This is a genomic window from Bacillus sp. FSL M8-0025 (genome assembly GCF_037975475.1).
Classification (GTDB): domain Bacteria; phylum Bacillota; class Bacilli; order Bacillales; family Bacillaceae; genus Bacillus; species Bacillus subtilis.
Genome location: NZ_CP150258.1, coordinates 1,724,958 through 1,751,847, shown reverse-complemented (window position 1 = coordinate 1,751,847; position 26,890 = coordinate 1,724,958). Strand labels below are relative to the sequence as shown.

General features: G+C 43.0%; 24 protein-coding genes. 2 read left to right on the top strand and 22 right to left on the bottom strand.

Going from position 1 to position 26,890, the window contains the following annotated elements; genetic code table 11:
* Nucleotides 1-12 precede the first annotated feature (12 nt).
* The 11 genes from MKX38_RS09100 to MKX38_RS09050 form a co-directional block, all read right to left on the bottom strand.
* Nucleotides 13-762: a polyketide synthase gene (locus tag MKX38_RS09100; protein WP_167408161.1), complete on the bottom strand. Its 750-nt coding sequence runs from the start codon at nucleotides 760-762 to the stop codon at nucleotides 13-15.
* 31 nt (nucleotides 763-793) lie between these two features.
* Nucleotides 794-1,573, bottom strand: a complete 780-nt coding sequence (locus MKX38_RS09095) for an enoyl-CoA hydratase/isomerase (RefSeq protein ID WP_010886512.1) — start codon at nucleotides 1,571-1,573, stop codon at nucleotides 794-796.
* The gene (gene pksG, locus MKX38_RS09090; protein ID WP_015383707.1) at nucleotides 1,561-2,823 is read right to left on the bottom strand and encodes a polyketide biosynthesis 3-hydroxy-3-methylglutaryl-ACP synthase PksG; all 1,263 of its coding nucleotides are present in this window, start codon (nucleotides 2,821-2,823) and stop codon (nucleotides 1,561-1,563) included. The genes MKX38_RS09095 and pksG overlap by 13 nt, the downstream gene beginning before the upstream one ends.
* A complete protein-coding gene (gene pksF, locus MKX38_RS09085; RefSeq protein WP_029726473.1) occupies nucleotides 2,824-4,071 on the bottom strand; it encodes a polyketide biosynthesis malonyl-ACP decarboxylase PksF in 1,248 nt (415 codons plus the stop codon).
* On the bottom strand, nucleotides 4,049-4,297 hold the full coding sequence (locus MKX38_RS09080) for an acyl carrier protein (protein ID WP_339189220.1): 249 nt from the start codon (nucleotides 4,295-4,297) through the stop codon (nucleotides 4,049-4,051). Before MKX38_RS09080 ends, pksF begins: the two co-directional genes overlap by 23 nt.
* 61 nt (nucleotides 4,298-4,358) lie before the next feature.
* The gene (fabD, locus tag MKX38_RS09075; protein WP_339189217.1) at nucleotides 4,359-6,662 is read right to left on the bottom strand and encodes an ACP S-malonyltransferase; all 2,304 of its coding nucleotides are present in this window, start codon (nucleotides 6,660-6,662) and stop codon (nucleotides 4,359-4,361) included.
* A complete protein-coding gene (locus MKX38_RS09070) occupies nucleotides 6,659-7,633 on the bottom strand; it encodes an acyltransferase domain-containing protein (RefSeq protein ID WP_339189214.1) in 975 nt (324 codons plus the stop codon). The genes fabD (MKX38_RS09075) and MKX38_RS09070 overlap by 4 nt, the downstream gene beginning before the upstream one ends.
* A gap of 502 nt (nucleotides 7,634-8,135) precedes the next feature.
* Nucleotides 8,136-9,002, bottom strand: coding sequence for an ACP S-malonyltransferase (gene fabD / locus MKX38_RS09065; RefSeq protein ID WP_326353827.1), 867 nt, complete (start codon nucleotides 9,000-9,002; stop codon nucleotides 8,136-8,138).
* Nucleotides 8,999-9,265 carry a hypothetical protein gene (locus MKX38_RS09060; RefSeq protein WP_120363368.1) on the bottom strand — a complete coding sequence of 89 codons (267 nt, stop codon included), beginning with the start codon at nucleotides 9,263-9,265 and terminating at the stop codon, nucleotides 8,999-9,001. Before MKX38_RS09060 ends, fabD (MKX38_RS09065) begins: the two co-directional genes overlap by 4 nt.
* A gap of 109 nt (nucleotides 9,266-9,374) precedes the next feature.
* Nucleotides 9,375-10,052: an MBL fold metallo-hydrolase gene (locus MKX38_RS09055; protein WP_163131289.1), complete on the bottom strand. Its 678-nt coding sequence runs from the start codon at nucleotides 10,050-10,052 to the stop codon at nucleotides 9,375-9,377.
* Between the two features lie 189 nt (nucleotides 10,053-10,241).
* Complete coding sequence (locus MKX38_RS09050) at nucleotides 10,242-10,859, bottom strand: TetR/AcrR family transcriptional regulator (RefSeq protein ID WP_003231827.1); 618 nt, start codon at nucleotides 10,857-10,859, stop codon at nucleotides 10,242-10,244.
* Nucleotides 10,860-10,978: 119 nt separating this feature from the next.
* On the opposite strand from MKX38_RS09050, the gene MKX38_RS09045 reads away from it, so the two are divergent.
* Together MKX38_RS09045 and MKX38_RS09040 are read left to right on the top strand one after the other, a co-directional pair.
* Complete coding sequence (locus MKX38_RS09045) at nucleotides 10,979-11,536, top strand: hypothetical protein (protein ID WP_032725722.1); 558 nt, start codon at nucleotides 10,979-10,981, stop codon at nucleotides 11,534-11,536.
* A 127-nt stretch (nucleotides 11,537-11,663) separates the two neighbouring features.
* The gene (locus tag MKX38_RS09040; RefSeq protein ID WP_015252068.1) at nucleotides 11,664-12,119 is read left to right on the top strand and encodes a regulatory YrvL family protein; all 456 of its coding nucleotides are present in this window, start codon (nucleotides 11,664-11,666) and stop codon (nucleotides 12,117-12,119) included.
* A gap of 398 nt (nucleotides 12,120-12,517) precedes the next feature.
* On the opposite strand, the gene mutL is transcribed toward MKX38_RS09040, so the two are convergent.
* The 11 genes from mutL to MKX38_RS08985 all read right to left on the bottom strand — a co-directional run bounded on the left by mutL (nucleotide 12,518) and on the right by MKX38_RS08985 (nucleotide 26,871).
* Nucleotides 12,518-14,401 carry a DNA mismatch repair endonuclease MutL gene (gene mutL / locus MKX38_RS09035; protein WP_339189210.1) on the bottom strand — a complete coding sequence of 628 codons (1,884 nt, stop codon included), beginning with the start codon at nucleotides 14,399-14,401 and terminating at the stop codon, nucleotides 12,518-12,520.
* Between the two features lie 15 nt (nucleotides 14,402-14,416).
* Complete coding sequence (gene mutS / locus MKX38_RS09030; RefSeq protein WP_339189207.1) at nucleotides 14,417-16,993, bottom strand: DNA mismatch repair protein MutS; 2,577 nt, start codon at nucleotides 16,991-16,993, stop codon at nucleotides 14,417-14,419.
* Nucleotides 16,994-17,125: 132 nt separating this feature from the next.
* Complete coding sequence (gene cotE, locus MKX38_RS09025; protein ID WP_003231833.1) at nucleotides 17,126-17,671, bottom strand: outer spore coat protein CotE; 546 nt, start codon at nucleotides 17,669-17,671, stop codon at nucleotides 17,126-17,128.
* 253 nt (nucleotides 17,672-17,924) lie between these two features.
* Nucleotides 17,925-18,356, bottom strand: coding sequence for a regulatory iron-sulfur-containing complex subunit RicA (gene ricA, locus MKX38_RS09020; protein WP_003231834.1), 432 nt, complete (start codon nucleotides 18,354-18,356; stop codon nucleotides 17,925-17,927).
* 1 nt (nucleotide 18,357) lies between these two features.
* Nucleotides 18,358-19,887, bottom strand: a complete 1,530-nt coding sequence (gene miaB / locus MKX38_RS09015) for a tRNA (N6-isopentenyl adenosine(37)-C2)-methylthiotransferase MiaB (RefSeq protein ID WP_014664026.1) — start codon at nucleotides 19,885-19,887, stop codon at nucleotides 18,358-18,360.
* Between the two features lie 147 nt (nucleotides 19,888-20,034).
* Nucleotides 20,035-21,213, bottom strand: coding sequence for a glycine C-acetyltransferase (locus MKX38_RS09010; protein ID WP_041336018.1), 1,179 nt, complete (start codon nucleotides 21,211-21,213; stop codon nucleotides 20,035-20,037).
* Nucleotides 21,214-21,225: 12 nt separating this feature from the next.
* Nucleotides 21,226-22,269 carry an L-threonine 3-dehydrogenase gene (gene tdh, locus MKX38_RS09005; RefSeq protein WP_033883737.1) on the bottom strand — a complete coding sequence of 348 codons (1,044 nt, stop codon included), beginning with the start codon at nucleotides 22,267-22,269 and terminating at the stop codon, nucleotides 21,226-21,228.
* 265 nt (nucleotides 22,270-22,534) lie between these two features.
* Nucleotides 22,535-22,795 carry a stage V sporulation protein SpoVS gene (gene spoVS, locus MKX38_RS09000; RefSeq protein ID WP_003154135.1) on the bottom strand — a complete coding sequence of 87 codons (261 nt, stop codon included), beginning with the start codon at nucleotides 22,793-22,795 and terminating at the stop codon, nucleotides 22,535-22,537.
* Between the two features lie 199 nt (nucleotides 22,796-22,994).
* A complete protein-coding gene (ymdB, locus tag MKX38_RS08995) occupies nucleotides 22,995-23,789 on the bottom strand; it encodes a 2',3'-cyclic-nucleotide 2'-phosphodiesterase (RefSeq protein ID WP_003245138.1) in 795 nt (264 codons plus the stop codon).
* A 68-nt stretch (nucleotides 23,790-23,857) separates the two neighbouring features.
* On the bottom strand, nucleotides 23,858-25,420 hold the full coding sequence (rny, locus tag MKX38_RS08990) for a ribonuclease Y (RefSeq protein ID WP_003221010.1): 1,563 nt from the start codon (nucleotides 25,418-25,420) through the stop codon (nucleotides 23,858-23,860).
* Nucleotides 25,421-25,695: 275 nt separating this feature from the next.
* A complete protein-coding gene (locus MKX38_RS08985) occupies nucleotides 25,696-26,871 on the bottom strand; it encodes a serine hydrolase domain-containing protein (RefSeq protein ID WP_003245877.1) in 1,176 nt (391 codons plus the stop codon).
* Between the last annotated feature and the right edge of the window lie 19 nt (nucleotides 26,872-26,890).

Below are 26,890 nucleotides of genomic sequence, written 5' to 3'. Positions count from 1 at the left end.
ATATATTTTCAGTTAATTACCATATAAACCTTTGATTCTACTTTTGACTTCTTCATGATGAAATGTTTTATCATGCATCATCAGTTCCTGTTCAATGACGCGCGGCAGCTGATCGCGAAGCGGGGCAACCAAATGATCTTTCAGTGTAACCAGTGAGTTTCTCGGCTTTTCCGCCAGTTCTTGCGCCAGCTCCACTGCATAATCTAACACTTCTGCACGGGGCAGCACCTTAAAAGGAACCCCTCTTTTTTCAAGATCAGCTCCGCGGTAGCTGCCCGCATTCAATAATATTTCCTGGGACAGGCTGAAACCCAGTTTTTTAGGAACGATAAAGGTAGCGCCCATTCCAGGCGTAAATCCGTATTTCATAAAATTAGCCGTATACACGCTTTCTCTGCTCAGAATGACTATGTCAGCAAAGAGCCCCATGACAAAGCCGCCTCCAATTCCATGGCCCTGCATTGCCGCAATAACTGGAATCTCACAATCCAGCGCCAGAGAATAAAGATTGTCATCAGTGAACTTGGTCAATCCCTGTTGAATTCGAAGCAGTCCTTCTTGCGTTCCTCCTGAAGCAAAATAATTATCATATCCTGTCAAAATGACCGCTTTGTATTTGGGGTTCTGCCGTATGTATTCAAACGCTTGAATTAAACCATCTGTAAGTTCTTGTGAAAACGCGTTTTTATGAGTGCGATCTTGCATCTTTACCTGAATAATGGCGGATTCAATTTCGATAAGCTCTACAACAGAATGCGTCATGATGTCCTCCTAACGGTTCTGATTGAAACGGTTACTGATCCTCCCATGGGAATTGTCCTGTTTCAACATACCTGATGATTCCCATTTGGTTTTGAGGATCAGAAAACATGTCTTGATTTGCAGTTAAAGCGGTGGCTTTCGCACGACTGACTTGATGATCAAGTGAGCTCATAAACTGTTTATAATGTGCGATTCCTTTTTTATTCAGCCTCCGCAAACGCAATAAATGCTTTCTCAGCAGCACGTCACTTTCAGCATCAAAAGCATCTATTAACCCCCATTCACTGGCTTCCTGAACGGAAATCGGCTTTGTCATAAGCGTCATATAATGCGCTTTCTGCCGGCCGATACGGCGGATCAGAAACGGTAAAACACAAGCAGGGTACAGGCCGAATAGCAGCTCAGAGAGACTGAATGACGCCGTCTGATCAGCAATGGCAATATCTGTGGCAGATACAAATCCAAGACCGCCGGCATTCACTTTTCCCCTGACATGCGAAATCGTGACATAAGGGCCGGTCTGCAATTTCATCCACAAATCATAGAGAGGCTCTTGGGAGCTTGCCTGTTTTCTGCCCCTTTTCATTTCCTGATAGATTTCTTGAAAATCCGCTCCGAAACAAAACACCTCGGGAAGCCCCTCTAAAACGACAACCGTCACCGTTGATGTTTCACATTGGTTTAACACTTGCAAGCATTCTTCTATCAGCGTGTCATTAATCGTATTATTCGCTTCAGGACGGTGAAAGGTAATATAGCAAACCGATGCTTGAAAGCGGACCTTTATCGTTTGATAGGTCACGAGATCCACCTGTACTTCCGATGAAACTCAGAAATTTCTTCTAAAAACAAGCGCGGCTTCTCTTGAGTGGACTGCATGATGCCCGGTATCATCTCAAAGTCCAGCTTTACATTGCGCGTCCCAAACCGCACCATCCCGCTCCCCTTAAACAGCAGCTCATACTCTTCCATGGAGAGCTGATACCGGCGATCCAAATGCTTCTCAATACCAAATGTTCGCTGACGCTCCTGGCCTTGCGGAGTTGTAATTCCGCTGTAAAATTCAGAACAGCAGCCGGATCCGTAGGAAAAACAGCCAATTCGTTTAGGCGTATCAAATCTCCCTTGGTCTATCGTGCTGGCCAATGCCAGAAACAAGGCTGCCCCCATAATATTTCCAACTCGTTGACAGTAGTTTAAACCTGGTTTTACCCGAGTTAAAAAATCTGGCTCAATCCCGGATGTTTTCACCTTCGCCACCTTACGCATCATTGTCCGGTGCGCACCTTTCACCATCCCGCCAAAGGGAGTATGGTAAGCAAGATATTGAAACGTGTCCTGATAATTGGCACCCGGTACACGCTTTTGATATTCCAGAAAGGTCTGTTCGCAGCAATCCAAATATGACATTAAAGACAGATCAGAATCTCCCGCTTCACTGTCGGGAATGGGGCGGCACGTGTCCATCACTTCATAGCCGTAATAACCATTTGCTCCGGGATCTATTTGAAACACCTCGGGATTTTCGCCAACTAAAACGGCCACCGCTCCCGCTCCGGCGCTCGGTTCCGCATAAGACCAATCTTCGCTTAAAGCGTCTCCGCCCTCAGCGATTAAAAAACGTGAAATATCACTGGCGATAACCAGTGCTTTGGCACCCGGAGAAGTTTGGGATAATATAAAATTCACCGCCATCTGAAATCCCGCTGTCCCTGAATAACACGCCTGTTTAACCTCAAACAAACGGCAGTTGCGGTTGAGACCTAAATATTCATGGATATATGTACTTAACGATTTCCCAAAGTCGATCCCGGATTCAGAGCAAGTGATCAGCAATTCAATCCGGTCCTTCTCTGCTTCAGATAAAGCATCAATAATCGGCTTAGCTGCATTGACTCCGAAGGTCACGGGATCTTCATAAGGCAGCGCTACCGCTTTTTCTTTCATTAATAAGTTTTCAAATCTCGCAGTATCTAAGTGTCTGTATTTGGCCAGCTCCATGACATCAAGGTATGCCGTTCCGCCAAAGACATTCATCGCTTCTATTCCGGCTGAAACCATTTATGATTCGCCTCCACATTTCTCAATGTTTTGTATACAAACCGCGGTGTTCATTCCGCCAAACCCCATGCTTAAGCTCAGCGCATTTTTGATGCGGTATGAAATCGATTTCTCATTTACCCAATGAAAGGAATCATCGATTGGATGATCCAAATTCCGGCTCGGATGCAGGGCAGATTTTTTCATTTGCAGCAAAACAGAAATAATCTCTACGATGCCCGCCGCACTAAGCCCGTGTCCGGTTATCGATTTTGTTGCATTGATATAAGCATGGGAAAGCCGGCATGCACGGAGCGCCTTTAATTCTATTTCATCTCCAATAAAAGAGCCTGTTCCATGAGGATTAATATAATCAATATCTTCTGGTAAAAGCCTGGCACGCTCCAGTGCCTTCTGGATGACATGAATCTCTCCTTCTAATGAAGGATCAGGATTCCGGTTTCCGTCCAGTTTGATTGACCAGCCAGACAATGCTGCATAAGGTTTAAGACCTCTTCGTAAAGCCGTCTCCTTTCGTTCTATTACCAATGCACCGCACGATTCTCCATAGATAAACCCGTCTCTGTTTTGATCGAAGGGACGGCACGCTTTTTCAGGTTCATCAGCATATTTGTCCGTCCCCATAGCGCCTAAAGCCCTTAGCGCCTCGCATTCCATATAAGAAAGATCCATTAAAGCACCAAGTGCAATGCAAGTATCAACTTCGCCTGACAGGACTTGCTGTATCGCATGAATGACTGCTAACTGGCCGCTGGCCGAGGCTCCTCCCACCGTATATGCTAATCCCGTGATGCCAAACTGATCTGTACATATCCCGCAAAGATCGCTGTCCATGAAAGACAGGCCATACGCCGGAGAAATAAAACCGGAGCGGTCTTGATACCTTTCATAAACTTCAAAGTTTTCTCTCTGTTGAAAATTTGACCCGCCAACAACCAGTCCGATACGTGAGGAATCTGCATCGTCCAATTCAGCCTCCTCCCAAGCCTCTGTGAGAGTTACCAATGCAGCGCGGCTGGAGAATGATGCTTTTCGCAACATTTTTTTAGAGAGTCGGTCAGGATAAGACAATGACGCAATTTCGGCTCCGATAAACCGGCTGTCTTTTTGTCTGCCTGAACGCTTCATGACATCAAAGGCATGTCTGCCGGACAGCAGCGAGGAAGCAAAGTCCTCTTTCCCTTGACCGATAGAGGCCGTAACGCCTACACCGGTCACCACCACCTCAGGCAGATTGCACTTTGTCATAAAGCACCTCAGCTAATTCACCGATGTTTTTCACCCCGGATAGCTCAATGCGAGGGATTTTTAACGATAAATCCTCTAGCACCATCGTGATAATTTCAGCTCTGTCTACAGAGTCAGCTCCTAGCTCAACTAGCTGATCTTCAGGCTCAAATCTGTGTCCGTCTAATTCAGGAAGCACCTCGCAAATATTGGTGATTAGTATTTCAAAGATTCTCTGTTTATCCATAATACGCTCTCTCCTTCGAGGGATTATTTTAATGATTTTTATAGGTATATTTTCATAATATTCAAACTTTTATTTTTATATTGTCTGTTTCATGCGACGGCTGATACATCGATTGCATCCGTTCATGAAGCAATACTGCAGTTTCTGTCATTAATTTTTTCCCGATTTCATCCACATGGCGGTTTCGCCAATTTTCTAATTGCGATCCTTTAACCCATTGATTAAAGGCTCCCAGCGCGGGACCGCAGTGAATTTGATAATCGACCTTCGAATGTTCGCTTCCGCTGATTGCCAATTTTGAGCTGTATCTGAAGTACCATCGGAAAATCAAAGCCATTTTATGCTTCGGATTTTGTTCAGCCTTCTCAATGTCTGCAGCGGGATAATGCAATGCAATATCTTTATATATGTCTTCTATACTGCGTTTAAAGTATTTCTCCTCAAGCTGGGCCAGCATCTTTGCATCCAGCTCACGTATAGACCCATATCGCTGATACAGTTCATATAACTTGTTTGCCCGTGCGGGAAAGAACACGCCTTTCTTTAGCACCTGCACTTTACTGCCTGATTCAAACATATCACCTGCAGGCGCATAGGCTGTATCTTGTACATTCATCTGCTGAAGCAAATCCTTTACTTTATCACTTGTTGCCGCCTCAACCGTACATTGATTGATTGAGCCTGTTAGAATAAAATCAGCTCCTAGCATAAAAGCCGCCATCGCTGCCTCTGGTGTTCCAATTCCTCCAGCTGCACCAACTCTTATTTTTTTCCGGTATTGATATTTTTTCATCATTTCATCTCTTAAAGATGTCATCGCCGGCATCAGGCTGTATGCTACACCGCCATCTGTATGACCGCCTGAATCAGCTTCTACACAAATATCGTCTGCCATCGGAATGCACCGCAACAACTCAGCTTCGTTCATAGTGATTTTATTTTCTCCTAAAAGCTTTTGCAGCATATTCTCAGGCGCAGGACTCAGAAATGACTCTGCAACTTCCGGCCGTGATATTTTTGCTATGAGACGATTTGAGCATATAACGTCACCATTTTGATTTCGTTTCACTCCTTTTGCGCGGTACCTTACTAATGCAGGAGTGACACTTAAAAATGCTGAAGCCTCCACAATGCTCACTTGATTCCTCAATAAAAGATCGATCATTTTTTCTTCTGATTCAGTATGTTTCATATTGTGGACCAGATTGATGCCGTAGGCTTGTCCTTCCCCTAATTCACCTTGTATAGCATGGATCGCATCTTCAACCTCTTTCAGGCTCAGACCTCCTGTGCCAAAGAACCCCATCATTCCCGCTCTTGACAGCTTTACTACCATTTCTTTCGAAGCAATGCCGCGGTACATTCCTCCTGCAAGATAAGCATATGTAAGATGATAATCTTGTTTAAATTCAGCACTTCCTAAAGATTCTGCCGTAATCCCGGCTTGAACATTGCGTTGCTCCTTTAAATGCGCACTGATCGCGGGGTTCTTTTTCGATATATATGTCAATGGTTCAGCTTCATTTTTAATCCGATGAATGAGACCGGTTAAAACAGTTCCAGGCCCAATCTCTTCAAACTCCATTTCTCCTCTTCCCATCAAGAAACGAATGCTGTCCGTCCATTTCACTGTGTTGTCCATCTGTTCAGATAATGTATCTTTTAACCGTTCCTGATGGTATGGTTCTGCATAGACATTGGAGATAACCGGGATCGCCAAAGGTGCAAACTGGAATGAGTCAATATATTGCTTAAATACCTGTTTGGCTTCATTCATATATCTGGAATGAAAAGCTCCGCTCACATTTAATGGATGAAACAGCTTTACATCCTTGGTGTTTTCAAAAACAGCCCGAGCTTTTTCAATCTCGTTTTTCGGGCCAGAAATCACAATTTGCCGGGGCGTATTTTCATTTGCCACATCAATGTCATAAAGACGGTGCTCTTCTAAAACGGCTGTAACTTGTTCCTTACTCAGGCCGATCACAGCAGCCATTCCGCCCCCTGTAATTCGTCCCATCAATTCTCCTCTTTTTTTGACGAGCCTTAATCCGGTTTCAAAATCAAATGCACCGGCTGCCATCAGCGCATTGTATTCTCCTAAGCTGTGTCCTGCCGCAAAATCAGGTTTTCTGCCGGTCTCCTCCACTCTCTTCAAGTAACTGAGTGCATTAACAACGTACAAAGCCGGCTGCGTGTATTCAGTATGATTTACATCCAGATATGATTTTTCGGTACATAGCTTCTCTATTGAATAGCCCAATATTTGATCTGCTTGATCAGTCAAATGCTGATATTGTTCAAATAGGCCTTGTCCCATCCCCTTTTGCTGGGAGCCTTGCCCTGGAAAGACATATGTAATCATCTTGTAAACTTCCTTTCTGGTGTACGGAAATACTCAACCGTATTCAGATTTTTCAGCTCCTGATGAAATGGTGTTATGATTGAGCAGCAACGGTCAGCTGAATCACCCGGAATCAGCTGTTTCACAAAAGCAGCTAAGGTGCCGGATGGCCCTAAATCGATAAACTTGCATGTATGCTGGCTTTCCAAATATCGAATCGCTTCACGAAACATCATTGGCTTTCTGACCGCATTCCAAAAGAAATTCTCGTCCATTACGTGAAGGCAGCTTCCCGTTAAGCTCGATACAATCGGTATTGACGGTTTTTGAAAAGATATTGATCTTAAAAATTCTGCATAGGCACTCTCTGCCGGATCAATAAGCGAAGAATGAAAGGCATAGGACACAGGAAGCAGCTGGCAAAGAATCTGCTTCTCCTTTAAATCCTCCATAATCCTCCTTATATGATCTTCTTCACCAGAAATGACGAAGTGCGAATCATAATTGATAGAAATGAGTTCACTATTTCCAAACAGTTGCGGATAATCATTCAGCAATTGCGGTTTGTCCAGAATGGCCAGCATTTTTCCTTTATCGCAGGAATTTTGGATGATAATAGCCTGTTCAAGTATGCAATCCAGTATATCCTCTGCGTCTGACACACCAGAAACTGCCGCTGCTGCGAATTCTCCCAGACTTGATCCCAATACGTAATCAGGATAAATTCCCCTGTCTTCCAAAACCTTATATAAGGAATACTCAATCATAAAAATGGCGGGGTGGGAAAAAAGAATACTGTCAAACGGATCTGACACACGTTTATCTTGATGGTAGATTTCTTCAACAATGGATGTGCCGATTCGCCGTGCTGCAATGGCATCCATTTTAAGCATTGATTGGCGAAACACGGCATTTTCCTTAAATAGTTCTTTCCCCATGTGATAGTATTGGGAACCTTGCCCGGAAAACATAAAAACAAGCGGTTCTTTCATGTGTATAACCTTCTTTTTTTATATTTATAACGGCTATTGGATTTCTCATTTCCATGTATGTTGTAAAGCACATAGCAGCGATTGAAATGAAATTAATAAATGGAAAAGACATATGTGAAAAAGTAAAGGAGATTCAACTTGGAAGGATTGCTATTGGTGCTCTGGATGCGGTTCATTTATGACGTGATCGTAGATGTATGTTGATATCTCAAAATTGATGTAACATGATAACAGGATCAGCAAAAAACATCGACTCTATGATTGGTGGGTGCGGTTAAAAAATGGACCATCTAGATGTGGGAGCGATGGTTTGACAGACCGGCTGACATAGTTCAAATGTCTAACTTAATTTATCAGCCTCTTTATGTAACAGTATATAAAGTTATTCAATTAGAAACAGTGTCAATCGAACGATTGAATCTTTAAAACTTTATACCTTAAATGAAAGGAAATTTGTGTTTAGACCTGATTGATGAGATACATGGCCATAGGGGCAAATGCTTTAGCGGGGCATTGCTTCCGCATCTTTCTTTATGCGATGAATTAACCCAGTTAAAACATTTCCAGGCCCTACCTCCTCAAACTCCATATGGCCTTTTTTCATTAAGTATCTTATGCTGTCAGTCCATTTCACTGAATGATTAATTTGATCAGCCAGCGTCTGTTTCATGAATTCGTATGTATACGGTTTGGCATACACATTAGAAATAACCGGGATAGACGGAGGCGAAAAATAAAAGGCATGAAGGAACTCCTCAAATTCTTCTTTTGCCTTATTCATGTATCTGGAATGAAACGCGCCGCTTACGTTTAAGGGGAGTACCATTGTAACTTCAGTCATCGTTTCAAAAAGAGATGCGGCTTTTTCAATCTCATCTTTTTTTCCTGAAATTACAATTTGATATGGGGCATTCACATTAGCGATATCAACATCATGTAAATGATATTCTTTCAGAGCCTTTGCAACCTGCTCTTCATTTAGTCCCATAACAGCTGCCATACCGCCGTTGCTTATCAGACTCATCAGCTCGCCTCTTTTTCTGACAAGCTGTAAACCTGTCTCAAAATCAAAGGCTTCAGCTGCAAATAACGCATTGTATTCACCCAAGCTGTGCCCGGCGACAAAGTCAGGTTTAACTTCTTCATCCTTGATTTTTTTCAGATAGCTTAGTGCGTTTACCACATATAATGCCGGCTGAGTAAATTGCGTTTTGTTTAAATTGGAATAAGGATTTTCCAGGCAAAGACGTTTGATTGAATATCCTAAGATCTCATCTGCCTGATCCGTCAGTTCTTTAAATTCATCGAATAGGCCGCTACCCATTCCCTGTTTCTGTGAACCCTGACCTGGAAAAACATATGTGATCATTCTCTCAAAGCCACCCTTCCGATTAGTAGATGTGTTTCACTTCTGTATGATTTTATAATAGTGATGACCGGATAAATAGTAGCATGTTCATGTTGATGGTAACCTCTGTAAATATTATCCGTCAAGTTAATTTTTCCTACAGTTTGCTCGATTGTTTTTCTGCTTTTTTCCATTGAGGAATAAAGGATCAGGAGATATAACAGAACATAAGAAAAAAGACCCGGATTACGTATAGGGCGCCATATCATGATAATACGCTTCATTTTCTTTCAAATGAGTTTTCAAAATAAATAACACCTTCTATATAATCATTTTCGAAAATAAAAATCATTTAGATATTCGAAGAAAAATAGGATAATAGATTCAGAAGGATTATTTAAAATCAAAAATACCTTTTTGGTTTTTACGAGTGCGAAATTTCACAAAATATTCTTTCTTATCAATTTGAAAGTAAATATTATGCTGATAAAGATCCTTTATCGAATGGCCGGGCGATTTGCCAAATGAGTGACCAGGATACACCCGTACATGGGGTGAAACCTCCGACTTTATTCTTTGAATACTATCAAACATCTCTTCCGCAGAGCTGCCATCATCCTCACATATGCCGCACCCTTCTGTAAACACCGTATCTCCGGTAAAAATACTCTCAGAAAACAAATAACACATTCCGCCGGCTGTATGCCCCGGTGTGAGAAGGCATTGTGCTCTTGTGTTTCCTATGCTGATTGTCTGATGATCATCTAGGCTAATTAAATTTCTGCATCGGAATTGATAATAGTCAATTTCTTTTTTTGACATATAAACTTGAGCGTTAAACATCTTCGTCAGCGGGTCTACCAGATTTACATGATCATAATGAGAGTGTGTCAATGCGACTGCCTTTAATTCCGCTTCGAGTTGAGAAAGTGTAGTGGTTATCTTACTCAATTCCCATGAGGGATCAACAACAATTGCAGATCTGCTTACAATATCTTCAATGATATAGCAATAATTCGTCCAGCCTTGATACCTTGTTTTAATTGGATGCACCTTGTAAGTAAGATTCATTTATACCATCCCTATCATGTAAAGTTCTTAAACGATGGACCAGTGTTCACCCCTTAGTCCGTCTTTCATTCCACTTTACCAAACAGCATGATTGTTTTCCATTTTTTTCAGAGATCCTTGTTCTTTGAAAATAAAAAAGCGACTCTTTTGGACGCATGCCCAACAAGAATCGCTTTTCGCACTAGTGCCTTAAGGATGTCGTTTTTGTGTCTCACGTGTATCTTCCACGCAAATTGACTCTACATGCTGCATAATGACCCGCTTGATTCGGTCTTTATTCACTCGCACAGGGTCAAGCATGGCATGTAAAGCCAAGCCGTCAACAAGCGCGTAAAGTCTCTCAGCTTCAATGTCTTTATCAGCATTCTGCTTCAGTAAATCGGATTCATCTAAATAGGCAATCAGATTCCGCATGCCGCTGAAAATCCCGTCATGACTCGCATCAAACATATCCTTTTTATGTCTGGCGTAAGCAGTAAAAGCAAACCAAACCTCCATCTCTCTAATCGTTTCTTCATTCGTTGGGACCATTTCAAGCAAAATTTGCAACACTTTTTCCTTAGGGAGCAAATCCCTCACTGCAATGTCCTTAATTCGGTCCGTCACCTTTTCTTGGACAAGTTTCATTGCAAAAGCAAGCAATTCATCCTGTGTAGAGAAATAATGGCGCAGCGCACCTAATGACAATCCTGCTTCCTTTGCAATGTTCCTGGCTGATGCTCCCTCCATCCCTCGTTCTAAAATGACGCGCCACGTTGCTTCTGCAATTTGTTTTCTTCTTTTCTCATGGTCAATTTGTTTTGGCATAGCTTTATTGTAACAAGAAAAAAATGAGAGGGCAATTTTATAATACAGTTGTGTTACAAAAACAAAGATGGTAACATATTATTTAAATAATACAACTGTATTGAAAAGAGGGGAATGGATTGAACGGTATCGCATGGATGATTGTTTTCTGTGAAATTGCGTTTTGGGTTGTCATTGTTTTGGGGCTTGCTGTACGTTACGTATTCAAACGACATACATTAGGACTGCTATTCCTTGCCTTAACTCCAGTTATCGATTTGATTTTGTTAGCGGCAACTGGTGTGGACCTTTACCGCGGAGCCTCAGCGACCGCAGCCCATGGGATTGCAGCTGTTTACATCGGTATATCGATCGCTTATGGGAAACAAATGATTCAATGGGCAGATGAAAAGTTTCAATATTATGTGACAAAAAAAGGCGCAAAACCGCTGAAACGTTTTGGAATGGACCATGCCAAGCACGGTGCGAAAGGCTGGCTAAGACATGTGCTGGCCTACTTAATTGGTGCGGGACTATTGGCAGGGATGATCTATTTTATCAATGACTCTTCCCGAACCGAGGCGTTGAGCGGCATTCTTAAACTGTGGACTGTCATTATAGGCATTGACTTTCTCATTACAGCCAGCTATTTTATTTGGCCAAAAAAAGAGAAAGCTTCGGCGAATCTCAGGAGTTAACATGATGAAAAAGGCCTTTCCCTAGTGGAAAGGCCTTTTTTGGTTTTGTTAAAATAGACTTATAGATATTTTGGGCTGATTCAAGGGTGCTGTTTGTATGAGTAAGCAGGTGAAGGGAGTGTCATACTTGAACCAAAAAGAACAGAACGAGCACTCTAAAGATTTTAACCTGAGATCAAAATTAATCGGAATTGTATCTATCACTTTTATCGCGGCCATTGCGCTTGCAGTCATCTTCGGCGGCTTTTTCTTCGGGATGAAAGGCTTATTCTCCATACTTGGCATCACATACGCTTCCAATCAAACATTAGCTTTATTTATTTTAGCCTGCTTTGCTGTAGGATTAATCATAGACCCACTCACAAAGATTATCTCTATCATTTTGGCAAAATCACTTTCATTGAAAAAGACTGCACTTTTTGCTTTTATACTGTATTTTATCAGCAATCTTATAACGATCTGTTTTGCAGATTACTTTATGCAGTCTATTTATATTCCAGATGTCTTGCTTGTTGTGATATCAGCTTTCATGGCTTTCATTGAACTTGCTTTTGATAACCAGCCTAATAGAGAAGCAGCTTAAAATGCCGATGGCAGATATGGAAAATTCATAACACCCTATATTTGGACATCACCAGTTATATAAACGAAAAAAACTCCCTGTTCACACGAACAGGGAGCAAAACACAATGTTGTAATTAAATTCTGCATTCTAAAATGATTCTTACATTCGGATCATCAAGTTCATCCAAAAAGATAATGATCTTCGGACCACATGCCATGTGCTTCCACCCCCTCACCCAAAATATACATTAATCCCAATTGTCTGTAAATGGAAATTTTGTTATACAGAGGAACCATGAAGTATAATGCGTTAACACTGCTCACACGTTTACAACCGTTTCTTATAATCTGACACTCGAAGGAGTACAAAAAAAGCATTGATCCATTCAGAGAATGGATCAATGCTTACCACCCCCGCTACATCACGCGTTTGAACATCTTTTCCATCTCATAAGTGGAATGGTGTATGATGATCGGGCGGCCGTGCGGGCATGTAAATGGGTCTGATGTGCTTCGGAGGTCGTCCAGAAGCGCTTTGATTTCGTCGTTTCTGAGGTGGCGATTTGCTTTGATGGAGCCTTTGCAGCTCATCATAATCGCCGCTTCCTCGCGAAGTTTTTTAATATCTATATTTTTGGAGTCGAGCACCTGCTGAATGATTTCTTCTATGAGCTCTGCTTCTTCTCCCTTTGGAAACCAGGCCGGGTGGCAGCGGACGATGTAACTGTTAGAGCCGAATGACTCTAAAAAGACACCGACGCTTTCGAGCTCTTGTTTGTGCTGTTCAATAATCAAAGCCTCATTTGTGGAGTAGTGGAACGTCAGCGGTACAATCATATCTTGCACCTCAGGCTCAACCTCCCCCACCTTTTCACGAAAGTACTCATATTTAATACGTTCTTGGGCGGCGTGCTGGTCGATAATATACAGGCCGTTTTCGTTTTGTGCCAATATATAAGTCCCGTGCATCTGGCCGATCGGGTACATAATCGGAACCCGCTCAGACGCTGGCTGCTGCTGTTCCTCATGGCATTCCTGCTCAAATGTTTCAGGCAGTTCTTCTGAAACATCGGACACCTCAAGGGTTTGTTCCTGATCAACGATAGGAGGAGCATCAAATTGGAGAGGAGGCAATTCTTCCTCCGCATCAACCGGCTCTTTCACGACTGAGCTGAGCTTCATTGGTGAATAAGATGGCGCATGCACTTTTTCCGGAACTTTTCTTTCCGGAGGCTTTTCATCAAAGGTTATGAACTGCTGCTCATTTTTGATAACAGGTGCCGATTTTTTCGGGAGCTGGGCACTCGGAATCAGCTGCTGCTGTTTAAATACATCTTTAATTCCGTCACGAATTAAGTCATGAAGCTCTGTTTCCTTGCTGAGCCGAACCTCAAGCTTCGATGGATGCACGTTGACATCGACTAAAATCGGATCCATCGTAATTTCTATAAAAGTAATCGGATGGCGTCCGATCGGCAGAAGCGTATGATAGCCTTCATGAACCGCTTTGACGAGCGGGAAATTTTTAATGTAACGGCCATTGACCACAGACGACATATAGTTCCTCGACGCCCGTGTAATCTCTGGGAGGGCGATATATCCCTTTACTTCAAAATCCAAGGAGCTCACATGCAGCGGAAGCATTTTTTTGGCGACAGCCGTGCCGTAAATCGCTGCCAGTACATGGCGCACATCTCCGTTTCCGTTCGTTTGAAGCAGGTTTTTCCCATGATGGCGCAAGCGGATCGATACCTCTGGATGCGCCAGAGCAATACGGTTAACCACGTCTGTAATGTTTCCAAGCTCTGTATGAACGGTTTTCATATATTTCAAACGGGCCGGTGTGTTAAAAAACAGGTTGGAAACGACAATTTCAGTTCCCTTCCTGCTTGAGGAACGCGATTCGGAAATGATGTTTCCTCCTTGGAGGACGAGCCTCGTCCCAGCTCCTTCACCAGTGCTTGTTGTAATCTCCAGATGAGAGACTGACGCGATACTCGGCAGGGCTTCTCCCCTGAAACCGAGCGTTCTCACCCTGAATAAATCATTTTCATCTTTTATTTTACTCGTTGCGTGGCGGCGGAAAGCTCGCTTGCAATCTTCATTCTCCATTCCTTCGCCGTTATCCAAGACCCGAATGGATGCAAGGCCTGCTTCCTCAATATCGATTTCAATGACTGTGCTGTCAGCGTCGATCGCATTTTCCACCAATTCTTTGACGACTGAGGCGGGCCGTTCCACAACCTCGCCCGCCGCTATTTTATTTGAAAGCTCATCTGACAGCTGGATGACTTTTGCCACATTCATCACCCCGTTTTAATGTAATTTCTTTTGCAGCTTGTACATTTCATTCATCGCTTCAAGCGGTGTCATATCCAGTATATTAAGTGATTTGAAAGCATCGATCACTTGCTTTTCTTTTTTTGAAAGCTTTGGTGTTTCAGCCGGCTTTTCCGCTTCGTCAAAAAAGGACAGCTGTGCCGGCTTTTCTTTCACCTGAGGTTTCTGCACCGGCACTTCCGGTTTGTTTCCTGAATGCTCAAGCTCTTTTAAAATATCTTGAGCGCGCGCAATCAGATCTCCCGGCAGTTCGGCAAGCTGAGCTACATGGATACCATAGCTTTTATCAGCCGCACCTTCTTTAATTTGATGAAGAAAGACAACCGTTCCGTTATATTCTTCAGCGCGAACATGAACGTTTTTCAGCTGGGGCAGCTTGTCCTCAAGAACGGTCAGCTCGTGATAGTGTGTGCTGAACAGCGTCTTGGCGCCGATATGATCGTGAACATATTCAATAATCGCCTGTGCCAGCGCCATGCCGTCATAAGTGGACGTTCCCCGCCCGATTTCATCAAACAGAATGAGGCTGTTTTTCGTCGCATTGACAATCGCATTTTTCGCTTCAAGCATTTCTACCATAAATGTACTTTGTCCGGAAATCAAATCATCTGCAGCGCCGATTCGCGTAAAAATTTGATCAAAAATCGGAAGCACCGCTTTTTTCGCGGGTACAAAGCAGCCGATTTGCGCCATAATGGAAATGAGCGCGATTTGTCTCATATACGTGCTTTTCCCTGACATGTTTGGACCTGTAATGAGAAGCATTTGTCTGTTATCGCCCATCATGCAGTTGTTCGGGACATATTCCTGGCTGTCCATGACTTTTTCAACAACCGGGTGTCTGCCTTCAATCACTTCGACTTCATCTTTAGAGAACTCCGGTTTCGTGTAGTGGCGATTTTCACTGATTGTCGCAAAGCATTGCAGTGCGTCCAGCTCGCTCATCTGTTTTGCAAGCTGCTGCAGCCGCGGAATATACTGCTTCACTTTCTCGCGCAGCTCGGTAAACAGCTCGTACTCCAGCTCACAGATGTTATTTTCCGCCTCTAAAATGAGCGCTTCTTTTTCTTTTAATTCAGGTGTAATGTAGCGCTCTGCATTGGTTAACGTCTGCTTCCGCTCATAACGCCCTTCCTCAAGCAAATGCAAATTTGCTTTTGTCACTTCAATGTAATAACCGAAAACTTTATTAAAGCCGACCTTTAAAGAGCGAATGCCTGTGTATTCCCGCTCCTGCTGTTCCAGGCGGGCAATCCAGTCTTTTCCGTTTCTGCTTGCATCACGATATTCATCAAGCTTTTGATTATAACCATCTTTAATCAGGTTCCCTTCTTTTACCGATAAAGGAGGGTTTTCGTACAGCGCTTCTTCCAGCAGTTCAAGTACATCCCCGCAAGGGTCAATGCGCTCTGCACGTTCCTTGGCCTTGTCATGAGCCAGTGAAGCAACCAGCTGTTTGATGCCAGGAACTTGCTTTAACGATTCCTTCAGCTGAATCAAATCCCGGGCATTGACATTTCCGAATGCAACGCGTCCGGCAAGGCGTTCTAAGTCATATACTTCTTTTAAACGTTCACGCAGATCTTCCCGTTCAAAGAAATGGGACATTAATGTTTCCACCATTTCTTGGCGCTCTTCGATTTGATTGACTCTGATAAGCGGCCGGTCAATCCACTGTTTAAGCAGCCGGCCTCCCATTGCCGTTTTTGTTTCATCCAGCAGCCACAAAAGGGAGCCTTTTTTATTTTTCGAACGAATCGTTTCGGTCAGCTCCAGATTACGCTTTGAGTACAAGTCAATTTTCATCGCTTCCTCAAGCTCATACACCTGCACGGGCTGAAGATGATCAAGGCTGCGCTTTTGGGTTCTTTTCAAATACGTATATAAGCGCATAAATGTTTTTGTTATATCTTCATTATTTAAGTGCTCAATGATCGTTACGTGTTCGTCTGTTTCTCCATCTTCAATTGAGATCGTTGCACCGCACCGCTCTCTCAGCTGTGCCACTGTATCGGCATCCAAGCTTCCTGAAACCACGATTTCCCGTGCGCCGACTGAATAAATTTCTGATATGACGTCTTCAAGCCGTTCAATCAAAACAGCCAAATTTTCTCCCGTTGTTAAATCAGACAGCGCAAGTCCGTATCCGTTCGAGCAGGCTGAAACAGATGCGATAAAATTATTTTCCGATTCATGGATGCCTTTGCCGTCCATTACAGTTCCGGGCGTAATCAGCTGAACCACTTCTCTTTTCACAACGCCCTTTGCGGCTTTCGGATCTTCCGTCTGTTCACAGATCGCCACTTTGTATCCTTTTTTAATAAGCTGTTCAATATACGCGGAAGCAGAATGATACGGCACACCGCACATCGGTATTTTTTCAGCCGCACCGCCATCTCTGCTCGTTAACGTAATTTCCAGCTCTTGTGACGCTTTTTTGGCGTCCTCAAAAAACATTTCATAAAAATCACCCAGGCGAAAAAATAAAAAGGCATCCTGGTGCTCTGCCTTTATTTTTAAATATTGCTGTATCATAGGCGTATAACCGGCCATTGTTTAACCCCTCACTATGTATCAACGTTTCTATTTTCCAACCTTCATTATAACATAAACAAAAAGTGATAAAAGAATGATATATCAATATAAAAAAGAGACTTGGGGGTACTGTCTCCCCTAGTCCCTTTTTTATTCTTCAGGATCTCCCACTAAAAACTCCGGGTTGATGTCTTCAAGCTCTTCATCAAGCTCATCTTCCCAATCTTCCTCGTCATCCTCTTCCCAGTCAGGATTGACCTCAACAACTACCTTTGTTTCCCCTACCACTTCCGCCAAAAATTCTCTTTCTGCCTGCACAACGATTTTATTTCCATTCGGCGAAATGGTCACTTCAAGGCAGTTTGGCTGCTGAAGCACTTTGGCAATCACTTCATGCTCATCATCTAAGTAATTATTGTCTCTGTATCTGAGTTTAATGACATCTACATATTTTACCCGTTCTGTGACAACCTCTGTCTTTGTGTTGTCCGCGTAAGAGTACCATACGTTTATATCATAATACCCTTCAATTTCTACCGTTTTTCCAATTTTTTCAGCGTCATACTTGTGGTTAATAATCCAACCACCCAAAATGCTGCTCGGTTTTTTCTCAGGCGAGATGGTGTTGGTGCATTGGGTGAATTTTCGGCCTTTCGCTACTACTGCCTTCGTAATAATTTCCCTGTATTCAGACATTCCGGCATGCCTCCTTGTTCTTCTTCGTGTTATCTTATGCTGGGCATTTGTCTAGTGTGCATTTTTATAAATAAAATATAAAAATACAAAGTTTCTGTTCCATTGTATGCAGGTGAGCCTAGAAACTTTACTTATAAGTGCGATAAAGTTTACACGCGGCTGCGCACAGAAAAACCAATTGAACATTTGGTACATAGATTATTTAGTTCATAACCCACACATAAAAAAACACGGGCCTGTAAAGGCACCGTGTTTAGAGAGAACAGCTGTTATTTGAATGCTTCACCTTTGAACCGGTTTCCCCTTTCAGCAGGTCGCCTCCGGTTGATGTGATGATTTCATTTGTGACTTGGTTGGAAATGGTGTGTGCAACGAGCTGCAATAGGTCATTTACTTCCATCTGCGAGTCTCTGAATTCCTGGATAACAGGAATCTCTTCAAGCTCTTCTTGCAGCGCGTCAATTTTTGCTTCTACTTGTTTGAGCGCTTCATGCTTTTCATAATGCTTCAGATTGACAGCCTGCTTTTGCAGGGCTTTAATCTGATTAACGATTGTGGACACTTTGTCATTCTCATTGATTTGCGCTTCAGCCCGTTTGAAAAAATCAACCTCTTCTGTTTCAGAGATCATTTTTGCAAGGTTTCGTGCCTGCTGCACAATGTCTTTTTTTGAGTAGAGCGTCATCTCATTTCACCTCGATTGCTTCTCCTACCATTTCTCCGTCAAGCGACCATGTTTTCGCTTGCTGGATTTTCACGCGGACGATTTTGCCGATGGCTTCCTTCGGCCCTTTGAAATTGACAAGCTTGCTTTTTTCAGTATAGCCGGCAAGAATATCAGGGTTATTTTTGCTTTCACCCTCAACTAATACTTCGACAACCTTGCCTTCGTATTCCTTCATTTTTTTAGCAGAAATTTCATTCACCAGTGCGTTTAGACGCTGCAGGCGTTCTTTTTTCACACGCATCGGTACATTATCTTTCATCTTAGCAGCCGGAGTGCCTTCACGCGGAGAGTAAATGAACGTATAGGCGCTGTCAAACTCCACTTCACGGTATAGAGAAAGCGTTTCTTCAAACTGTTCGTCCGTTTCATTTGGAAATCCGACGATAATGTCCGTTGTCAAAGAAGCGTTTGGCATTGCTTCTTTAATTTTTCGCACCAGCTCCATGTAACGCTCTCTGTCATATTTGCGGGCCATCAGCTTCAGAACTTCTGAGCTTCCTGATTGAACCGGAAGATGAATGTGATCAAGCAGATTTCCGCCTTTTGCCAGCACTTCAATGAGGCGGTCGTCAAAGTCGCGCGGATGACTCGTTGTAAAACGGATTCTCGGGATATCGATTTTTCTCAGTTCATCCATCAAATCACCAAGTCCGTACGTCATATCTTCAAAGTCTTTTCCATACGCGTTTACGTTTTGGCCTAACAGAGTAATTTCCTTATAGCCTTCACTTGCAAGCCTTCTCACTTCCTGAATGATATCTTCAGGGCGGCGGCTTCTTTCTTTTCCGCGTGTGTAAGGCACAATGCAATACGTACAGAATTTGTCACAGCCGTACATGATATTGACCCAGCCCTTAATTTTTCCATTTCGGACTTTCGGAAGGTTTTCAATAACGTCCCCTTCCTTAGACCAAACTTCTACAACCATTTCTTTTGAAAGGTATGCTTCTGACAAAAGCTCCGGCAGGCGATGAATGTTATGCGTTCCGAAAATCATATCGACAAACGGATGTTTTTTCAAAATACGGTTCACGACTGATTCCTCTTGGGACATACAGCCGCACACGCCTAAAATCAGATCGGGATTGTTTTTTTTCAGTGCTTTTAAGTGCCCGAGCTCACCAAACACCTTGTTTTCAGCATTTTCACGGATTGCACATGTATTTAACAAAATGACATTGGCATCGTCAACAGAGTTTGTCGCTTCGTAACCGAGCGCCATAAAGATCCCTGCCATAACCTCTGTATCGTGTTCATTCATTTGGCAGCCGTACGTACGGATATAGAACTTTCTTCCGTCTCCCAATCCTTTAAATTGTTCAGAAATTTTAAAGTCATTATGATAAGTAACGGCTTCCTTGCCTCGTTTTTTCGCGTCTTTTAAAGAAGGCGGAATGTAAACAGCTTCAAAGTACTTGCTGTAATCCTTCTCGGATTTTTTGTCCGATGGATTAACTTGTCCGCTCTCTAATTTTTGTTTTTCATTCATGTCATATTTTCTCCTTTCAAACCAAACTTCCACCCTTCAGTATAAAGGTTATTGAAGCTCTGCACAACTGGCAACCTATCATTGTACACTCATTGAGAATAATAATCAATAAGGAATCAAAAGAGGAAGAGTAAACTCTTCCTCTTGTTACAATAGCTGGAGCTCCTTTGCCGTCTTTTCGATGACATCAAGCGCCTGATCCAGTTCATCCTTGGTGTGCTCTGCTGTTATAATCGTGCGAATTCTGGCTTTTCCCTTTGCTACAGTCGGGAAAACGATACTTTGGGCAAAAACACCGCGAGAAAGGAGCTGATCTGAAAATTGCTTTGCCACACCTTCATCACCAATTAAAATAGGAAGAATCGGCGTTTCACTCTTCGTGAGAGTCAGACCCATTTTCACAAGCATTGCTTTAAAATAGGCAGTATTCTCCCACAAGCGCTCCATATGCTCCGGCTCTTCAAGCAAGACATCAATCGCTTCCATACAAGCTGCAGTGACTGCCGGCGGATGAGATGTGCTGAATAAAAATGGACGGCCTTTATGGCGCAAATAATCGATCAGCACCTTTGAACCTGCAGCGTAGCCGCCGAGCACTCCGATTGCCTTGCTTAATGTTCCGACCTGAATATGAACTCTGCCGTCAAGACCGAAGTGATTCACCGTTCCCCTGCCGTTTTCGCCAAGTACTCCGGATGCATGGGCGTCATCCACCATCACAAATGCGTCATATTTCTCAGCGAGCTCTACAATATCAGGCAGAGGAGCTATGTTGCCATCCATGGAAAATACGCCGTCTGTCACAATCAGACGCATCCGATAATTCATTGACTTTCTCAGCACCCGCTCTAAATCACTCATATTGACGTGCTGATACACCTTTTTATCCGCCTTTGTCAGTCGAATTCCGTCAATAATAGAGGCATGGTTCAATTCATCTGAGATGACAATGTCCTCTTTTGATAGAATACTTGAAAGTACGCCTTGGTTTGTTGTGAAGCCTGATTGGAATACAAGTGCCGCCTCCGTTTTTTTAAAGGCTGCCAGCTTTTTCTCAAGCTCTTGATGCATTGTAAATGTACCGGCAATCGTTCTCACTGATCCGGTGCCGGCTCCATACTGCTGAACGGCCTCCTGTGCGGCGTTGATGAGTCTAGGATGTGAAGTGAATCCGAGGTAATTATTAGAAGATAGCTGAATGACTTTTTGGTGATTCACTGTAACAGATGGGCCCTGCATAGATTCAAGCTGTTTTATGTCTTGCCATGTATGGTTTTCTTTCATACTATCAAGCTCTGCTTTTAAAAACTCAAATTCCTTCGTCATGTTTATCCCCCTTTATGGAATTAAAATTACTTTTCCGCACTGCCCGCTTCTCATCAGTTCGAAACCTTTTTCAAACTCCTCTAACGGAAACTGATGGGTAATAACAGGTTCAAGATCGATCACGTTTGAACTGATCAACTGAGACACCTGGCGCCATGTTGAAAACATTTTTCTTCCTGTGATTCCTTGGATGGTAAGCCCTTTAAATACCACTTTATTCGTCAAATCAATTGTCACCGGATGTTCCGGCAAGCTGAGAATATGAAATCTTCCGCCATTTGCAGCCATCGCAAGACCTTGGGCAATCGCTGAGGGATGACCCGACATCTCACAAACAAGATCTGCTCCTTCCCCACTCGTTAAAGCGCTTACAATTTTGAGCGGGTCTTCTTTTTCAATAGAAACAGTACAAGTCGCTCCCATTTGTTTTGCAAGCCTCAGCCTGTATTCATTCTTATCAATCGCTATCACCTGAGAAGCTCCTGCTGCTTTTGCAACCGCAACAGCCATAAGACCAATCGGTCCGCATCCAATGACTGCAGTCGTTCCTCCTGCAGGCTGGCTCTCGAGTACGGTATGAACTGCATTTCCTAAAGGCTCTTGAATGGAAGCAATCGACGGGTCCATATCAGCGGGATTTCTCCAAATATTATCAGCTGGAACTTTTACATACTCTGCAAAACAGCCTGCCGTGTCCACTCCGATTATAGCAGTATTGGTACACACATGAGATTTTCCTGTTACGCAAGGGACACATTCACCACAGACAATGTGTGTTTCCGCAGACACATACTCTCCCACTTTTACACTGCTGACATTCTCTCCCACGTCCTCTACGATGCCGCTGAACTCATGGCCGAAAACATAGGGTGTTTTGATTCTCTGACGTGCCCATTGATCCCAATTATAAATGTGGACATCCGTGCCGCATATGGAAGCGGCTTTCACTTTTATGAGGACTTCATGTTTATCAATCTCAGGAATGGGAACTTCAGTCAGCACAGCACCGAACGCCCCGTCCTTTTTCATTAGAGCTTTCATCTTTCCACTCTGCATGTACAATCCTCCTTGAAAAATTCTTGTTATATTCGGATTGTACCATGATATGGAATAAGCGTAAACAGCCCTGTCTTTTCCAGAAGGACAAAAGTATCTGTCTTGAAAAATGGGCGGAAATTTTTTTTGAAACGTTTTAGCTCATTTCTGATTTTGTATATTCGCTCATTTATGTGCTAAAAATACTATCGGGAGAAAATATCACAATAAATGAAAAACAACCTGTTTGCATTACGCAAACAGGTTGAGAATGCTTTATTTGTTTTTAGCGAGGCTCCACGATTAATTTAATCGCTGTTCTTTCTTCCCCATCGATTTGAATATCTGTAAAAGCCGGAATACAAATCAAATCAACGCCGCTAGGCGCCACAAATCCCCTGGCAATCGCCACAGCTTTTACAGCCTGGTTTAATGCACCCGCTCCGATCGCTTGAATCTCGGCAGCTCCTCGCTCTCTCAACACGCCTGCAAGCGCACCTGCCACTGAATTTGGACTCGATTTTGCTGAAACTTTTAAGATTTCCATTTCTGCTCCCCCTTAGTTTTACAATGGATAAGTGAGTGTTCATTAGAACAATCATTATTAGATGTTGCTATCCAAAAAGCCATCCCCACAATGCTTTTCAAAAATAGCGGGCTACCTTCCATTTTTACTATATTCACTAAGGAGTTGCTATATTCCTGCTTTTCTTTTTAATATTTTTATAAAATAACCATATGTTCAATTATTCAAAGAACATGTGATCATCGTTGATTAAAATACGCTCAATTTTCACGGCTTTTTTCGTTTGATCGTCAATGTCAATGACAACTCCGCTGAGCGTTGTTTTTCCTTCAGCGACAGTAAACCGGACTGGAAGGTTCGTTTTGAATCGCTTAATAATCGTCTCTCTGTCCATCCCCAGTATACCGTCATACGGGCCAGTCATTCCCACATCAGTAATATATGCCGTTCCCTTCGGCAAAATGCGGTTATCCGCTGTTTGCACATGTGTATGAGTTCCTACTACAGCCGACGCCCGTCCATCCGTGTACCAGCCAAGTGCGAGCTTTTCACTTGTCGCTTCGGCATGAAAGTCGATAAAAATGTACGGTGTTCTTTTCGCAGCTTCTGCGATCAATTCATCCGCTTTTAAAAACGGGTCATCAAGCGGCGGCAAAAACGTACGTCCCTGCAAATTAATGACTGCTAGTTCTTTGCCGTTTGCTTTCACATATGTGATCCCTTTCCCCGGTGTTCCTTCAGGAAAGTTTGCCGGGCGAACCAAGTTCGGAACGTCATCTATAAAATCAAATATTTCTTTTTTGTCCCATGTGTGGTTCCCCATTGTGATTGCATCTGCGCCGGACTGGATTAAGCTGTGATAAATTTTTTCCGTCAGGCCTTTTCCATGTGCGGCGTTTTCACCATTAATAATGGTAAAGTGAGGCTTATATTTTGTTTTTAGCTTTGGTACATATTCTTTGACCATGTCACGGCCCGGTGAACCGACAACATCTCCGATAAATAAAATTCTCATTTTGTAAATCCTTTCTTCTTGAAAATTCCTTGCTGTCAAAAAAATAAAGTGATGCTTAGCGCATCACTTTATTTTGCATACTCTACGGCTCGAGTCTCTCTGATTACTGTCACCTTAATATGACCTGGATAATCGAGCTCGTCCTCAATTCGCTTGCGGATATCTCGCGCCAGTCGATGAGCCTCAAGATCATTAATTGAATCCGGCTTCACCATAATACGCACTTCGCGTCCAGCCTGAATGGCAAATGATTTTTCAACACCTTCGTAGGACTCAGAAATTTCTTCGAGTTTTTCAAGTCTTCGAATATAATTCTCGAGCGTCTCACTTCTTGCGCCAGGTCTTGCAGCGGAAAGCGCATCTGCTGCAGCTACCAGCACAGCGATAATGGAAGTCGGCTCCTCATCCCCGTGGTGTGATGCAATACTGTTAATCACGACTGGGTGCTCTTTATATTTGGTCGCAAGCTCTACCCCGATTTCAACGTGGCTTCCTTCTACTTCATGGTCAATTGCTTTCCCGATGTCGTGAAGAAGACCCGCACGTTTAGCAAGCTTTGCGTCTTCACCAAGCTCCGATGCCATTAGACCGGCCAAGAATGCGACTTCCATGGAATGCTTAAGCACATTTTGACCGTAGCTTGTACGGAACTTTAAGCGGCCGAGAATCTTGATGAGATCTGGGTGGAGGCCGTGAACGCCAACCTCAAATGTCGTCTGCTCACCCATCTCACGAATATAGTCATCGACCTCGCGGCGAGATTTTTCAACCATTTCTTCAATCCGTGCCGGATGAATACGGCCATCCTGAACGAGTTTATCAAGAGCAATTCTGGCTGTCTCACGTCTGATCGGATCAAATCCGGAAAGAATGACAGCTTCAGGCGTATCATCAATAATCAGGTCAATTCCTGTCAGCGTTTCAAGCGTACGAATGTTACGCCCTTCCCGTCCGATGATACGTCCTTTCATCTCATCATTTGGAAGATTGACAACTGATACCGTTGTTTCGGCAACGTGGTCCGCTGCGCAGCGCTGTAAGGCGAGTGAAAGAATGTTTTTCGCTTTCTTATCCGCCTCTTCTTTCGCACGGTTTTCAGTTTCTTTTGTCATGATGGCGATGTCATGTGAAAGCTCGTTTTCAACCCGCTCAAGAATGATTTGTTTCGCTTCGTCACGAGTTAGACTCGAAATTCGTTCCAACTCAGACTGCTGCATACGAATCATCTCATCCACTTTGCTTTCCATCTCTTCAATATGTTGTTGTCGTTCATTCAGAGAATGATCTTTCTTCTCCAACATCGCTTCCCGTTTATCAATTCCCTCATGTTTGCGATCAAGGTTTTCCTCCTTTTGGAGTAAACGGTTTTCTTGTTTTTGAAGCTCATTTCGTCTTTCACGAACTTCCTGTTCAGCATCTATTCGAAGTTTGTGGATTTCATCCTTTGCTTCAAGCAGAGCTTCTTTTTTCAGTGCTTCAGCATCACGCTTCGCATCTTCAAGAATTTGCTCGGCTGCACCGCGTGCGCCCGCAATTTTCGCTTCGGCAATGGTTTTACGAACAAAGTAGCCAACAACTAAACCGAGTAGAATCAGCAAAATGGAGATGAGAACCATCATAATTGGGGTCATACTTTCACCTCCTCTTGCTATGAACTTGGTTGTTGCTTAAAAAGTGTCGGCATGTACATTGTCTAGTTTTCTCAACATACAGAACCTTCACAGGGAATGAGTGTGTTCATCGCCCTTGTCAAGTTTAAATGGTTTAACAATCATGTTAAAAAAACAAATGTTACAACTTCATTGTAAATGTGTCGGAAATACTTGTCAAGCTTGCCATCTTAACGTTTGCAGGCCAGTCTTCTTTTCACGTGCCGAATGCAATTCATCCAAAAGAAGATCGCCAATCATTCTTGATTTAGAAGCTGGTATATTTTATTGTTCACTTGGCCCAATTTAGCATTATTTTGAATGTTTGAGAACAAAATAACAATGGTTTGCCCAGATTTGCTAAAGCTGTTCAAGATATTGAAGCCCGGCATAACACCATGGTTTGAATAGCTTCCGGGAGCAACATAAAATCCCATGCCGTATGTGGAGCTGCTCCCTGGCGTAAACATCTTTTCATAGCTTTTTTGCGAATACAGTTTTCCGTCTATCAGCGCTTGGTCAAATTTGTACATATCTATAGCGCTCATATAAATATCACCCGCTCCATACAGCTGGGATAAATCAGGTATATACGGTGTAACTGTTTTGCTGCCCTCCATCTTATACCCGACGGCAGGATAAGGTTCTTTTTCATATGTTTTGTAAAAGCCTGCATGCGTCATTCCCGCAGGTTTAAAAATATGATTCTTTATGTACTGTTCATAGGGCTCACCGCTTACTTCAGCAATAATATAAGCAAGAACAGAATAGTTGGAATCCTTGTAGTCCCATACGCCCGGCTGACGTTTGATTCCCTGAAGTTCTATATCTTTTATTAAATCGTCCGGAGTAATGGCGCCGTTTCCTTCAATATGTCCGTTTATCCCCGATGTATGTGTAAGCAGATTCTTCAAAGTAATCGTTTGTCCGTTGGGAAAATGAGGTAAATACGTGCTTACCGGATCACTTGTCTGAAGTTTCCCCTTTTCCTCAAGCTGCAAAATAGCAGTTGCAATCAGCGCTTTTTGTGATGAACCGACATAAAAAGATGTCAATGGATTATTTTGAATGTAGTGTTTACGGTCAGCATAGCCAAAACCTTTATTTGTTACGATTTCTCCATTTCTGACAATCATGGCTGTTCCGCTGAAACCGATCTCTTTTAAATAATTGCTGATTTTTTGGTTTCGATCCACTGTTTTGATTTGTTCCTCTGATTTTTTGGCAGTTTTCTTTTTGACCTCTTTTTTCTGATCGGTATTTGAAACCGCTGCAGTTTCTTGAGATGGTTCGTTTTCTTCACTATTTCGATGAAGAGCATTCCAAATCGTAATGCAAACCATCACTGCTAAAAGACCAAACAACAGTTTTCCTCTTTTATTTAATTTTCTCCGTCTGCGTTTCGCAGTTCTTCTGCGGGTTGGGCTTGTCATTCATTTTTTCCTCCCAAAA